Origin of the sequence: Nostoc sp. T09, assembly GCF_002154695.1 — a bacterium.
Lineage (GTDB): Bacteria > Cyanobacteriota > Cyanobacteriia > Cyanobacteriales > Nostocaceae > Aulosira.
Genome location: NZ_MTAV01000265.1, coordinates 32475 through 46688 on the forward strand (window position 1 = coordinate 32475; position 14214 = coordinate 46688).

The window sequence follows — 14214 nt, forward strand, 5'->3', positions numbered from 1 at the left end:
GTGAATCTGAAATGCTCCCGCTACATTGCTTGCAATTAGGGGTGATAGTTGTCACTTCATTAAGTGGTTCTTCAATAGCATTATGTATCCAAGTCGGGTCAAATTTATCTTGTGTGCGCTTATAAAATTAATTGACCAATGCGTTTTAATACACTTAGTACCTGTTGGAATTCTGCATCTCGTTCAATTGATAATGCATAAGAACGAGCATATTTAGGCTTTTCTTGCTGAACTAGCTTAACAAAAACAAACTCTCTACCGTTGACAAGTAACCCAAACGTTGGTCGTTCAATATTGGGAGCATCAAGCATATAAGCAAGTGCTTGGGGTAATGCGGTCAAGACATCAAATTTAGTGCTTTTAGATTCAATAACTAGTACTACTAGGCGTTTTTGAATTACTAAAACATCAATGTTACCTTTGACTATTATGCTTTCATCTACAGCAGAAATCTCAGTAGATTTTTCAGTTTCAATTTCAAAAGGTGGCTGATAAAAACCTGCTAAATCAAGCAGTGGAGATAGCACTACCATCTTCACTGCTTCTTCTGACATGGGACGCCGTTGAGTTAAATTTAAATAGTTACTTTTAACTCGTTCGAGCGAGAAAATTTCTGCATCATTCACCGATGGTAAATCATTTGTCCATTCTGGAAAAAAATCAGCATTTGTAACCAATTGCAAACCAAATTTTTCTTCTAGTTCGTAAAGGCTGATATCCCGCGCTTGGATTGTTTGTACCATAATTAATTGGTGAATAATAAATACATCTGTATTATAATAGCTGAACTAGAAAATGGACGCGATATGTGAAATCGTGTCCTATATATGGAAGAAGATAGTACTAAAAGGTTTGATAATTTGGGAAAAAACTAGCAAGAGTATTAGGCAAGTAAGTGACCCAAGAATCTCTCTATTCGGAATTATCTGATAAATCACCTGTTTCTACCCTGCGGGAAGAGGCGATCGCACGCATTCGCAATAGCCTGCGTCCCGGACAACAACAAATGGCTGACTGGTACTCTGGCCCCTTGGCTGTTTCAGCTGTACCTGGTGCGGGTAAATCTACGGGTATGGCAGCCGCAGCAGCGATCGCGATCGCTCGTCAGTATGAACGTGTTGCCCAGTCGCGCCTCGCTTCGCGCCGCCAGTTGGTAGTTGTTACTTTTACACGTTCCGCCGCTGCTAATATTAAATTAAAAATTCGTGAATACTTAAAGCAATTATCTCTGCCTCAGATTGGCTTTGCTGTCTATACCTTGCATGGTCTAGCATTGAACATTGCCAGCCGCCATCCTGACTTATCTGGGTTACAGTTAGAAAACGTCACATTAATTACACCAACTCAAAGCCATCGCTTCATCCGTACAGCCGTAGAACAATGGATTGCCAACAATCAAAGTAGTTATTTACGCTTACTAGAAGGTAGCCAATTTGACGGAGAAGAAACAGAAAGATTGCGTCGTCAATCGGTGCTGCGGACAGAAGTATTGCCAGACTTGGCAACTACAGTCATTCATGAAGCCAAAAGTTCTGGACTTTCGCCTGAAGATTTACGGCAGTGGAGTAAACAAACCACAGACCCATACACAATTTTAAACGTAGCCGCAGGCTTGTATGAGCAATATCAAAAATTAATGCGATCGCGCGACTTCATCGACTACGACGACATGATTTTAGCAGCGTTGCGGGTTCTAGATAACGACAGCGCTCGCCGCATTGAGCAAAACCAAGTTTTCGCCGTCTTTGAAGATGAAGCCCAAGATTCTAGCCCATTACAGACGAGATTGTTAGAAATTTTGGCAAGCGATTTGGGGGAAGATATGGGGACACGGGGACGGGGAGACACGGAGAGTTCTTTCCCCCCGTCTTCCTCATCTCCAATCAACTTGGTGCGCGTAGGCGACCCCAACCAAGCGATTAACTCCACCTTTACTCCAGCCGATCCAATTTATTTTCGCCAATTTTGCGCAGAGTGCGATCGCCTGCGAAGATTGGCAACAATGGATCAAGCTGGGCGGAGTACGAGAATTATCATTGAAGCGGCTAATTTTGCGCTGGAGTGGATCAATAGTTTTTACGGAGTCAAGATGCAACAGTCATCTCATGGCTCTATTTCTTCACTTCCCTTCCGTCCCCAGAGAATTCGTCCTGTGGACACTGGCGACCCTCAACAAGATGCGAACCCAGCATCAGTAGGAAGTGGGCTAGAACTGTACACTCCCCGAGATATTCATCACACCGTCGAATTACTATCTAACAGAGTGATTGAGCTATTTGCTCAAGACCCAACGAAAGTTAGTGCAGCAGTGTTAGTGCGGGAAAATCGCCAAGGACGATGGTTAGCTGAGGCATTAGAACCTATATGTAAAGACCATAAAATTACACTTTACGATGTCGGAGAACGCGATCGCCGTTCTCATATTCCCCAAGAAATTTTAGCTCTACTACAATTTTGCGATCGCCCCCATTCACCTGATTACCTAAAAGCTGCGCTTGAAGTATTGGTGGAACGCCAGTTAATTCCCACCCAAGACCTAAATGCTCTTGCCAGTTTACCAGAAGAATTTTTGTATCCTGGCCCCTTGGCAGCACCGCAATCGGAAACAGTCCAAAAAGCCTCACACTTATGTCGGAGTTTACTCCGCGCTCGCTTAGAACTGCCGATATATCAGCTAATTTCCTTTTTGGCTTTGGCTTTAAATTACGACCAAGCAGAACTAGCAACTGCTGACAAACTTGCAGAACGGGTAAACCAGCAAATAGCTGGTAATAGTTCAATGGGAGCGATGCTGTCAGCTTTGAGTGAAATTGTCAGTTCCGAACGCTTTGAAGCTGTAGAAACAGAAGATTTAGAAGCGCGTTACACCCGTAATGGTCAACTGACGATTATCACCATGCACAAAGCCAAAGGGCTGGATTGGGACTATGTTTTTCTGCCCTTTCTCCACGAAAACTTAATTCCCGGTCGGTTTTGGGTTCCACCTCAAAGCCAATTTTTAGGCGACTTTACCTTATCAGAAGTGGCTCGCGCCCAAGTGCGTGCTGCTTTGCACAACGAATCACGGATACCAGAAGTATCTCAAGCTTGGGAGATAGCAAAACACCTAAAAACTGCCGAAGAATACCGTCTACTCTACGTTGCGATGACACGAGCCAAGCGGTTGTTGTGGATGTCTGCGGCGCAAAAAGCACCCTTTACATGGAGTAAACCAGAGAATTTGCAAGAACAAGCACCCTGCCCAGTATTCCCAGCATTAAAGCGCCAATTTCCTGAAAGTGTGGTTTCTTTCTCAAATTCCTCAGTTTAAATACTGGTTTTTGGCAAATTTAGAATATGGGCTATATAGCAATAATCTAGATATTAATTTTTGTTAAGTAATTGACTTATTAGAATAGAATACATATACTTAAAAAGTAAGTAAATAGTCCTTAAAAAATAAGGATTAATTACGTAACAAACACAACAGGAGTAAAGCATGGCTGTAAAAGACACCTCAAAAATAAGATTGAGCTTAGACGTTTCGCCTGAATTAAATGACATTATTACTGAATTAGCACAAAAATCCGGTTCTACCAAAAGCGATGTTCTGCGCAAAGCTATTGCCTTAATGGAAATTGCTATTGACGCTAAAGATAGAGGTGAAAAGCTTGGTCTGGTAGATAAAACTCAATCTGTAAATACCGAAATTGTCGGAATTTAGTCTTTTTCTACAAGTTATACTGAGGTTCATGAAGATGTGCATACTAAAAAGGGAAAAATGATCAAGTATTGATAGTGTCAATATCATTAAAACCCTGATAATTTGTATTATCAGGGACTTTTTCACTCTATTATCAAAGAGGTTAATCATGACTCATGAATACAATAAATATGACCTCGATGAAATTTGCAAACAACTTCAATATATAGTTTATGATGTATCTCAAAGTGAGTTTGAAAAATTAGAGTTAGAAGGTGAGAATTTGCAAGATACATTAGACATCCAACTTTTACACTGTAAAATTGAAAAGCTGGCTTTACAACTTGGAGTTGATGTTCCAACTTTTCTTAAACTTGCTATTGAAATGTATTCTCATGCTTTTGGAGATATTTCTTTAGGTAAAGAAATTGTATTAGTTGATGAAAGAAATAATTTAGTTAAAGAAATAGCTATTTAGTTAGTTTTGTTTTCTATAGTATTAAAAATTAATATAATCATTAATTAAACATTTATTTTAGTCTTTTTTATATCTGCATATAACAGTTTTTACTCAGAAAAAGTACATCTCAAATTTGAAATGATTTATAGACGAAGTCTAGCTATACAAAACCTGCATAGGAAGCACTATATTTTTTGAATGAGTTGATTTATCATTTAATTTATATTTAAACAAATGACTAGCAATCAACCTAATCAACCTAGCTCATCCCACAACAATACTCCTTCACAATTAGATTTAAATCAGCTTGTAACTCAACAAAAAATGGATCTAACTCTTAAACCTGGCAAAACTAATATTGATCATTTTAAAGAGATTATTATTAGTTTAATAGCATTAGCGGGAATAGCGTTTATAATTTATATATGTTCTACAGTTTTACAATCGGAAAAAGCCTCAGCAGATGATAAAAAATGGGCGCAATCTACTATAACTTTTATAGTAGGAGGTGCTGTTGGCTATATAACCGGAAAAACACAAAGGGACTAAACGTAATAATTACGATAGTAGCTCTATATAATTTGTGGAAATTTATAGCTAAAAAAGCTAGTTTTTTCCTATTTACATATAGGCTTTATCAGTTAGTACAAAAAAAGTGTAGTTTAGATTGAAGAATAAGATCTAACACCCTTATCAACATTGGGTTAAGCAATGCAAAACCTAACCTCCTTTTGATGCACTGATTTGATGAATTTTCCTTTGCGTGAGACATTCATATACCCCCGCCCTTGACGACAATCCATGTGCCACAATCATTGATTAAATCACTGCCTAGAGCTATTTACAAATTGTTTCCCACAGTCCTTACAGCGATAGCACTGCTTTCCCCTGCGATACCCGTTTTTAGATAATTGTGGCGATTGGCAATGAGGACATTTCATTACTTTCATTACTTTCATTACATTACTCAACAGGCTATCTCCCATATGCGGCTCTAAATATGACACTAGCAACTCCTCAATCTGCTGAATTAGCAATTGCCTGTGTTGCTGATCTGCGGTGCGAAGTGCCGATAACATGACAGCATTGCTGCTATGAACACAAACTTCTGCTAATAAACTACACTGCTCCTCACTTAATGCCGGGTTTCGCTGTTTCAAGATACTCGCCATAAAGTTAATCGCTTCTTGGGTCATGCTGTCATCGATTGACTGAAAAATCTCACGAGATATAAAAAACTGCACAAACACCACCCGTGACACTGGCTGTTCAAAGATTTGTGCGACAGCGCTTGCCAGAGTATGAATCATTTGGCGGAGTGGTAACTGGGCAATTTGTAGCTGATCTACCTGCGCCCACATGAGCTTGACCTGTTCGGTATGGCGCAACTCCATTGCATGAAAAATAGCGGCTTTATCAGGAAAAAACTGGTATACAGAGCCAATTGCTGTCCCTGCTTTTGCCGCAATTAGATGGGTAGTCGCAGCTTCATAGCCCACTTCGTCAAACACTGCTGCCGCCGCATCCAAGATTTTTTTGACCCTTTCTTTACCCCGCTGCTGTTTAGGTTGACGGCGCAAACTTCTTGACGAATGTGAATATTCTGTCATATTTTAGAAACACGACGGATTTTTCACAATTTTATATCTAGGGCCGAACATGATGCAGTCTATGCTTCCCGGTGCGCCTTGGTTGTTGGCACACAAATCGATGCTGGCAGTGAACCAACCCTGCAAAATTTCCTTGTCTGGGGTTGACTATGTGATGTGGAAAGATGCTGCTGGAGCCATATCTGCTTTACCAAATGCCTGCCCGCATATGGGGGCAATGCTGTCGGCAGGGTGGTGCGAAGCACAAAGCGATGGCACAAGTAGCGTGGTCTGTCCATTTCATGCCCTCAAGTTTGATTCCGAAGGCTGCACCGTTCTGCCAGGTTCTAGCAAGAAAACGTTGCCTCAGATGAAACCGTTAGAGTTAATTATTCAAGGCGATTTTATTTGGTCTTATGGGGAATACGAGCCGAAAGTACCAATTCCCACCGTGCTGAATGAGATTGCCAAAAATTACTACTTTGTCGGGCATACAGCAGATAGAAGTGTAGAGACCGATTTGCTGACCATGCTGTTGAATATGCATGACTACAATCATCAAAACGGCACTCACCGCGACTTATTTAGGATTACCGATGTCGAATTTCATCAATTTATTGATAACGGGCATCATTCCCATGCGTTTTATGATATGCCCACAGCGCCTTACAGCTTGGTAGAAAAGCTGAGGAAACCGGATTTATTGCTACTTCCTAGCACTATTAAAGCGCACCTGGAAAATCACTTTCCAGCCCTCGTGATTTTTCATGGAGAAATGCCATTAGGTAAAGCAGCCCAGTGTCATATATTTGTACCAGAAGCCTTAAATCGTACACGAACTTACATTTTGTTATTCGCCCAAGCCAAGCATCCTACCTTTAAGCTATTTGGCAGCACTTATCTCAAATTTGGCAAGGTTGTAGTGGATCAAGATGCGGATATTCTCTCGAAGATTTATCCAGATACTCCTCAGAAAATTAAACTCAACAATGAAGTGGGTATGGACTGGGTACGGCGTAATTTTGAGAACTTCCCAAATGTTGTGGAACCTAATTTATCAAAGTAGACAGCGCTGTAAAATTTGTCGCTGTTATAAGTCTCAAGTGGAATTTATGTAAAATCAATTCCTCGGAAACTGAATTGAAAGTGCAACGTCAAATAAAATATCTTCTTGTGGTAGGGTCTTCTAATAGCAATTCACCATGAAGTTGCACTTAATATTTAGTAAACTAATCTGCGCCACCGCTTGTTATAGCGTATGACGCCAAGGACGAAACAGCAGTCATTCTTAAGTGTAAATTCCGGAGAATTGGTATTAGTAGCTAGATTAACTATTCAATTCTCAAGGTAAAAGAGCATGAAAAGCATTGATAAACTATCTCATACAATTAGTAATGCGCGTCAATTTCCGCAAAAAGTGATATTCGCCTTGGCGTTAACTAGCTTGCTATGTGGAATTGGATTTACTGCCAACAATAGTGCTACTGCTGCTCCTAATGCAGCAAAGATACAATTATCCCAAAACATCCAAAATAGACCAAATCAACTGCCAAGAGTGGTTGCTAGAGCCGTACTAAATGATGCAGCCAAGCGTTCTGGAGTGGCGATCGCTGATTTGAAAATTAGCCAATTTACAGCGCAAACCTTTGGTAATTCCTGCATTTTCCAGTTTGGAGAAGTTTGTACGCGGGAATACAGACCCATTCAAGGCTGGGAAGTCATTGTTCAAGTTAAAGACTCTTCTTGGACTTATCACACTAATAGATCGGGTTCGCAAATTGTTTTAGATCCGAAAATTAATCAATCAGGAAATGTCACATTACCGAAAGCGATCGCCAATAAAATCTTAAGCGATGCAGCCAAACGTTCTGGTGTGAGAGTTGGCAATTTAAAAATCACTCAAGCTACATCTAAAACCTTTGGCAATCCTTGCGAGTTCAACTTTGGTGAAGTCTGCACCAGGGAGTACAATCCTATTGAAGGCTGGGAGGTAATTGTTCAAGTTAAAGACTCTTCTTGGACTTACCATGTGAATAAATCTGGCTCGCAAATTGTTTTAGATCCAAAAATTAAAGCGACGGGAAATGTCTCGTTACCAAGAGCGATCGCCAATAAAATTTTAAGCGATGCAGCCAAGCGTTCTGGGGTGGCAGTTGATAATTTAAGAATCACTCAAGCTACAGCCAAAACCTTTGGCAACGAGTGTCATTTCAATTTTGGCGAAGTCTGTGCAGAGATTTACAAACCCGTTGAAGGCTGGGAAGTAATTGTTCAGGTGAAAGAACAGCCTTGGACTTACCATGTGAATAAAACTGGCTCTGCGATCGTTTTAGATCCCAAAGTGAGTGCAACTAGCAAAAGTTAGATTGTAGCCAAGCTGCTACGGAAGGGTAAAAGAGAAAAGAGTTTCCCGTTCCCTCTTAATGGTTTTGATTGGATTCAATGCGATCGCACTATGGACAAAAACTTATTGATCTGCCTTTGTGTTTCCTTTTGAAGTCTTTGCGGCTCGTGCAATCTCATTCGCTTAGTATATAATGATGGATTGTGTCGATCAGAGCCAAACCATGCCTAAACTCAAAACTCGTAAAGCAGCGGCAAAGCGATTCCGTGCCACCGGTACAGGTAAAATTGTGCGTCGCAAAGCTTTTAAAAACCACCTTCTAGAGCACAAATCTTCCAACAAGAAGCGCAACCTGTCCAAGTCTACACTTGTACACGAACGCGATGAAGACAATGTGCGTTTGATGCTCCCCTATTTGTAAGTCCTTCAGGAATATTAAGTTATGACACGGGTAAAACGCGGTAACGTAGCTCGTAAACGCCGCAACAAAATTCTCAAACTAGCTAAAGGTTTTCGCGGTTCCCACTCAACTTTGTTTAGAACCGCTAACCAACAGGTAATGAAGGCACTGCGGAGTGCCTATCGCGATCGCAAAAATAAAAAGCGCGATTTCCGTCGCCTCTGGATCGCTCGTATCAATGCTGCTGCACGACAACATGGTTTGAGTTACAGCAAGCTAATCGGCAACCTGAAAAAAGCCAATATCCAACTTAATCGCAAAATGTTGGCACAATTGGCAGTTGTCGATCCAGCTAGCTTTAGCAAAATCGCTGAATTGGCAAGCCAAGCTAGAGGATAAAGGTGCTAACGGATGAATAACGGATGTAACAGATGGCAAGCAATTAATCAGTTACATCTGGTATTATCCGCTACCATATTATTGATTTTTTGCTTTTCATTTCTGGGGACAGGATGGATTGCATCTGCCGCCCAAATGCCAGAAATTCAGCGGCGAGGCTATTTGACTATTGCCGTCAAAGATAACTTGCTTCCCTTGGGATTTAGAGATGCTAACGGGAATTTGCAAGGTTTAGAAATTGACTTAGCGCAGCGTTTGGCAGTTGACTTGTTAGGTAAACCAAATGCTGTAAAGTTACAACCTGTAGCAAATCGCGATCGCCTATCTGTAGTCTTAAACAATAAAGTTGATTTTGCCATTGCGAGAGTAACAGCAACAGAGTCACGCTCTCGCTTGGTTAGTCTCAGTGTTCCTTACTACTTTGATGGTAGTTATGTAGTTGTAAAAGATACTGCAATCCAGCAGATTAATGATTTGGCAAAACGCAAAATTGCTGTACTCAACAATTCCAGTACCATTGCTGATGTCAGGTACTATGTACCCAATGCCGAGTTGGTAGGAGTCAATTCCTATGAAGAAGGGCGATCGCAAATAGAAAGTAATACTGTAGCAGCCTTTGCCGCCGATGCTAGCGTTCTCAGTGGTTGGGTGCAGCAATATCCTCAATATCGGCTACTACCAACCAAACTATCCACAGCGCCTTTGTCTGTAGTTATGCCCAAGGGATTGCAGTACGATGATTTAAAACGGCAAGTGAATGAAGCGATCGCTCGTTATTTAGCTGAAGGTTGGCTGAAGCAACGCGCTCAATATTGGGGTTTGCCATAATTTAGTCATTAGTCATTAGTCATTAGTTACTAGAACATAAACAATGGACAATGAACAAATGACAGATGACAAAAAGCTGATAATAGATAAGAAGACTCTTTATAATTTCCTATTTCAAGACAATGGATAACAGTCTAGCGGTTGTTTATCTCTCGATTTTTGTGGGTATACTCGCATTTGCACTTGTGAGTGTTTTCCGCCAAATTTTCAAAACTCGTAAAATCGAAAGCTCCTTATCACGGTTAAAAAATAAGTTGAGTAAAGACAAAGGTACGGCTCAAGAATATTACGAGTTAGGCAGTATTTATTCTCAAAAGAAAATATATTCTCAAGCGATTACCCTGTTTCAAAAAGCTCTCAAAGCTGCCGAAGAAGAGAAAGAAGAAAATATTGCTCCTATTTACAATGGACTGGGTTATGTTTACTTCGCCCAAGAACAGTATGATTTAGCAATTCGGCAGTACAAAGAAGCGCTCAAGTACAAACCTGACTACGTGACAGCGCTAAATAATCTCGCTCATGCTTATGAGCGCAAAAAATTAAACACACAGGCGCTACAAACTTACGAAGAAGCCCTAAAATTCGCTCCAAATAATTCTACTGCTAAACGCCGTGCTGAATCTTTGCGACGCTTGGTTTCTGCATAATTACTCATTCATAACGGCAATAATGGCGGTGGGCATCTTACCCGGCGCCATTTGTCATTTTTAATTGGGAATAGGAAATTCCATAATTAATAGTTAGTTTGCTTCCAATCCTCACAATTCGCGATCGCATACTGCCGAGTAGATGATATATTACAATGTAATACATAAGTAGTAGCTCAAGGACTTACAACTCAGCACTACTGAACTTTCCCAGGAGTGAGGGGGTGAGAATGAATATTCCACCACAAGAATGGCAAATCTGTCTTAAGGTTTTGCAGCAGATATCCGAAGATTCAGCACTCATCAATTCTGATGAACGCTTCAAAAGTTTGATTGCCAAAATCTACAAAAACAGCAAAAAAGAAGTACGCCGTACAATTCAGCAAAGCCAAATGGCTGAAGATCAACAGCTAAAGGCGATGACTGTAATGGTACAAAACCAACTCCAGCAAAAACCAGCCGCGGCTTTGTCAGATGCGTCTGTGTCAGCGAGACTCAAAAAGTCAGCAACTTGTTATGTTTGCAAGGCAGCTTATTTTGATCTTCACTTCTTTTACCATATGCTATGTCCAAGCTGTGCTGCATTCAACTATGACAAGCGCAACCAACGCACAGATTTAACTGGACGTGTAGCATTAATTACAGGCGGACGCATCAAAATTGGCTATCAGACAGCATTAAGAATGCTCCGCGATGGTGCGAGAGTAATTTTGACAACCAGGTTTCCCCATGACTGTGTGCGACGCTTTAGTACGGAACCTGACTTTAGTCAATGGCGTTCACGGCTGCAAATACATGGGTTGGATTTGCGTCACATTCTTGGGGTGGAAGCATTTGTTCGTCATCTTCTAGATACGGAACCTGCACTCGATATCATTATTAATAACGCCGCACAAACAATCAAGCGTCCGCTAGCTTTCTATCAACACTTATTGTCGCAGGAAGAAAATCCACAGGAAATTCTGACAGAGCAAGCACAGGGTTTAATTAAATATGGTGCTGTCGGTTCCGCATTATTGGAAACCCAACCGCACTACAAAGACTATTTATCTACCAGCAGCGACTATTTCCCAGCCAATACTTTTGATGCAGATGGACAACAAGTAGATTTGCGACCAACTAATAGTTGGCTGCTGAAGCTGAATGAAGTCAGCACAGTAGAAATGTTAGAAGTCCAATTAGTCAATGCGATCGCACCCTTTATTTTAAACAGTCAACTCAAGCCCTTGATGATGCGATCGCCTTTTGGGCGACGGTTCATTATTAATGTATCGGCAATGGAAGGGCAATTCAATCGCCAAAATAAAACGGTATACCATCCCCATACCAATATGGCAAAAGCTGCTTTGAATATGATGACCCGCACATCAGCAGCAGATTATGCCCGCGATCGCATTTTTATGAATAGTGTAGATACAGGCTGGATTACTGACGAAAATCCCTTGTCTAAGAAAACCTATTTGCAGGAAACCAAAGGCTTTCATACACCATTAGATGTAATTGATGGGATGGCGCGAATTTATGACCCGATTGTTCAAGGGATAGAAAATGCTGCCGAGCCTGTATTTGGTCATTTTCTCAAAGATTATGCTCCATATCCTTGGTAATTCGTAATTAACAGGTAGGGTGTGTTATGCCGTAGGCTAACGCACCTTGAATTGTTAACGGTGCGGCGCTTGGCGACAACACACCCTTGTATATTGAAAATTCAAATAAATCTATTCGGTTTATCAATACAAGCTGGGAATATAGATAACTATACATTCCTGTAAATATCTAAAGAATGATTAAGAGGCTACGGTTCTTTAGTTTAGCTATTGCCATTATTATTTTCATTGTTTGTGCTCTAGGTTTTCGGGAAATGTTATCTGCACAACAGCCTGCGATTTCCCATCCTCTGACTGCGTTAACATCAACAGAAATTAAAACAGCTGTTGCAGTGGTTAACAAAGAGAAAAATCTCAGTGAAAAAGCTGTATTTCCCTTAATAACTCTGCAAGAACCAGATAAAAAAGAAGTTCTCAATTTTACCCCAAGGAAAACTTTTCAGCGCCAAGCTTTCTTGGTAGTGTATGAGCGCTTGCAAAATAAAACCTATGAAGGTATTGTTGACCTCAAAACCCAAACCTTAAGTTCTTGGAAACAGATACCCAATGCTCAACCTGCAATTATTAATCCAGAATACGATCTAGCAGCGCAGGTAGTTAGATCAAATTCCCAATGGCAAGCAGCAATGCAAAAACGGGGAATTACAGATTTTGATCGAGTTAAAATTAATTGCTGGGCACCAGGGATTTTAAGTAATCAGGAAGTTGCCGCAGGTCAACGTCTTTGTCGAGCATTATCTTACTACAAAGGCAATAATTGGAACTATTTTGGCAGTCCGATTGAAGGTGTGGTAGCTACAGTCAATTTAAACACAGCTAAACTCGACAGTTTTGTAGACAACGGGGTAGTACCTTTCTCCAAACAGAACTGGAACTATGATGTGCAATCTTTGGGTAACTTACTATCTCCGCCCAAATTATTAAAGATTCTCCAACCTCAAGGTGCAAGTTTCCGAATTCGAGGTAATGTAATTAGCTGGCAAGGTTGGAATTTTCGCTATCTTATGCATCCCCGCAGTGGGTTAGTTCTTTACCAAGTAACTTATGACGACGGGGAAAATATTCGACCAGTGCTATACCGCGCCAGCCTATCGGAAATGCTAGTACCTTATGGCGATCCTGACCCTACCTGGGCTTTTAGAAATGCCTTTGATGTGGGCGAATATAACTTTGGTTCCCTCGCCACCTCAATGGAGTTAGGTAAGGAAATTCCCGAAAACGGCTTGTTGTTGAATGCTGTGATGGCTAATGAACAAGGAGAACCCTACGAAATGCCAGGGGTGATTGGCATCTACGAACGAGATAATGGGATGCTGTGGAAGCACTACGAATACAACACCCAGAAAAATTATGTCCGCCGCAGTCGAGAACTAGTGATGACCATGACGGCGGCAATTGATAATTATGATTACAGCCTCAATTGGATTTTTCATCAAGATGGCAGTTTAGAAATTCAGAACGATTTAACGGGAATTGTTCTAGTACAGGGAACATCTGCGGAAAAACAGTCTGAGGATAATTTCTATGGTCGGCTAATAGCTAAAAATATCTTCGGGGTAAATCATCAACACTTTTTCAACTACCGCCTAGATATGGATGTAGACGGTCAGGCTAATTCTGTGATGGAAATGAATGTCAAAGCCTTACCGATGGATGAGAAAAATTCTTTAGGGAATGCGATCGCAGTTACAGATACTCCACTGACAACAGAAACCGCTGCTGTACGCGATTTAGATATGAAACACAGCCGCGAATGGATGATTGTTAACGCCAATCGCCAAAACACTCTAGGAACTCCTCCCGGATATATGCTAATGCCAGGAGGTAATACCATATTTTATCCTGTGGAAGGTGCGAAAATTCTTGAGAAAGCTGGCTTTGCAACCCATCATGTTTGGGTGACAAAATATCAGCCAGATGAACTCTATGCTGGTGGAGATTATCCTAACCAAACTCAACCAGGGCAAGGATTACCTAAATATATTGCCAACGATGACCCTTTAACAGGTGAAGATATCGTACTTTGGTACACAATGGGCGTTACCCATATTCCCCGCCCCGAAGATTGGCCTGTGATGCCAACGCATCGAGTAGGCTTTAAACTTGCTCCTAGAGGATTCTTTAGCCGTAATCCTGCTATTAATTTATCTGAATGAATGTCACTTAACTTAAAGCGGATTTAGATCCCCGACTTCTTGAAGGATACAGCTGGCGAATAGGGGGTAATACCCTACAAAAGTCAACAAGCTTTGGTTCTG

The 14214-nt window shown here is 41.0% G+C and carries 14 protein-coding genes; 12 read left to right on the forward strand and 2 right to left on the reverse strand.

Going from position 1 to position 14214, the window contains the following annotated elements:
• Positions 1 to 119: 119 nt before the first annotated feature.
• Entirely contained in the window at positions 120 to 743 is a 624-nt protein-coding gene (locus BV372_RS34535) for a type I restriction endonuclease subunit R (protein ID WP_086692059.1), read from the reverse strand.
• Positions 744 to 895: 152 nt separating this feature from the next.
• On the opposite strand from BV372_RS34535, the gene BV372_RS34540 reads away from it, so the two are divergent.
• The 4 genes from BV372_RS34540 (at position 896) to BV372_RS34555 (ending at position 4691) form a co-directional block, all read left to right on the forward strand.
• Positions 896 to 3310, forward strand: a complete 2415-nt coding sequence (locus BV372_RS34540) for an ATP-dependent helicase (RefSeq protein WP_179198335.1) — start codon at positions 896 to 898, stop codon at positions 3308 to 3310.
• A 168-nt stretch (positions 3311 to 3478) separates the two neighbouring features.
• Positions 3479 to 3703, forward strand: coding sequence for a ribbon-helix-helix protein, CopG family (locus tag BV372_RS34545; protein WP_086692062.1), 225 nt, complete (start codon positions 3479 to 3481; stop codon positions 3701 to 3703).
• A 148-nt stretch (positions 3704 to 3851) separates the two neighbouring features.
• Entirely contained in the window at positions 3852 to 4160 is a 309-nt protein-coding gene (locus BV372_RS34550) for a hypothetical protein (RefSeq protein ID WP_086692065.1), read from the forward strand.
• Positions 4161 to 4376: 216 nt separating this feature from the next.
• Positions 4377 to 4691, forward strand: coding sequence for a hypothetical protein (locus BV372_RS34555; protein WP_086692069.1), 315 nt, complete (start codon positions 4377 to 4379; stop codon positions 4689 to 4691).
• A gap of 275 nt (positions 4692 to 4966) precedes the next feature.
• Here BV372_RS34555 and BV372_RS34560 read toward each other — a convergent pair whose 3' ends face one another.
• A complete protein-coding gene (locus BV372_RS34560; RefSeq protein WP_086692072.1) occupies positions 4967 to 5752 on the reverse strand; it encodes a TetR/AcrR family transcriptional regulator in 786 nt (261 codons plus the stop codon).
• A 49-nt stretch (positions 5753 to 5801) separates the two neighbouring features.
• Here BV372_RS34560 and BV372_RS34565 point away from each other — a divergent pair, with 49 nt between their 5' ends.
• The 8 genes from BV372_RS34565 to BV372_RS34600 all read left to right on the forward strand — a co-directional run bounded on the left by BV372_RS34565 (position 5802) and on the right by BV372_RS34600 (position 14112).
• Positions 5802 to 6797: a Rieske 2Fe-2S domain-containing protein gene (locus tag BV372_RS34565; protein ID WP_256973638.1), complete on the forward strand. Its 996-nt coding sequence runs from the start codon at positions 5802 to 5804 to the stop codon at positions 6795 to 6797.
• A 291-nt stretch (positions 6798 to 7088) separates the two neighbouring features.
• Positions 7089 to 8096 carry a hypothetical protein gene (locus BV372_RS34570; protein WP_086692075.1) on the forward strand — a complete coding sequence of 336 codons (1008 nt, stop codon included), beginning with the start codon at positions 7089 to 7091 and terminating at the stop codon, positions 8094 to 8096.
• Between the two features lie 202 nt (positions 8097 to 8298).
• Positions 8299 to 8496 (forward strand): 50S ribosomal protein L35, encoded by a 198-nt coding sequence (gene rpmI / locus BV372_RS34575; RefSeq protein WP_086692078.1) that lies wholly within the window; start codon positions 8299 to 8301, stop codon positions 8494 to 8496.
• Positions 8497 to 8517: 21 nt separating this feature from the next.
• The gene (rplT, locus tag BV372_RS34580) at positions 8518 to 8874 is read left to right on the forward strand and encodes a 50S ribosomal protein L20 (protein ID WP_086692081.1); all 357 of its coding nucleotides are present in this window, start codon (positions 8518 to 8520) and stop codon (positions 8872 to 8874) included.
• 12 nt (positions 8875 to 8886) lie between these two features.
• A complete protein-coding gene (locus BV372_RS34585) occupies positions 8887 to 9702 on the forward strand; it encodes a transporter substrate-binding domain-containing protein (protein ID WP_086692084.1) in 816 nt (271 codons plus the stop codon).
• A 122-nt stretch (positions 9703 to 9824) separates the two neighbouring features.
• Positions 9825 to 10349: a tetratricopeptide repeat protein gene (locus BV372_RS34590; RefSeq protein WP_086692087.1), complete on the forward strand. Its 525-nt coding sequence runs from the start codon at positions 9825 to 9827 to the stop codon at positions 10347 to 10349.
• Between the two features lie 230 nt (positions 10350 to 10579).
• Entirely contained in the window at positions 10580 to 11956 is a 1377-nt protein-coding gene (locus tag BV372_RS34595; protein ID WP_086692089.1) for an SDR family NAD(P)-dependent oxidoreductase, read from the forward strand.
• A 176-nt stretch (positions 11957 to 12132) separates the two neighbouring features.
• Positions 12133 to 14112 carry a primary-amine oxidase gene (locus BV372_RS34600; RefSeq protein ID WP_086692092.1) on the forward strand — a complete coding sequence of 660 codons (1980 nt, stop codon included), beginning with the start codon at positions 12133 to 12135 and terminating at the stop codon, positions 14110 to 14112.
• Positions 14113 to 14214 lie beyond the last annotated feature (102 nt).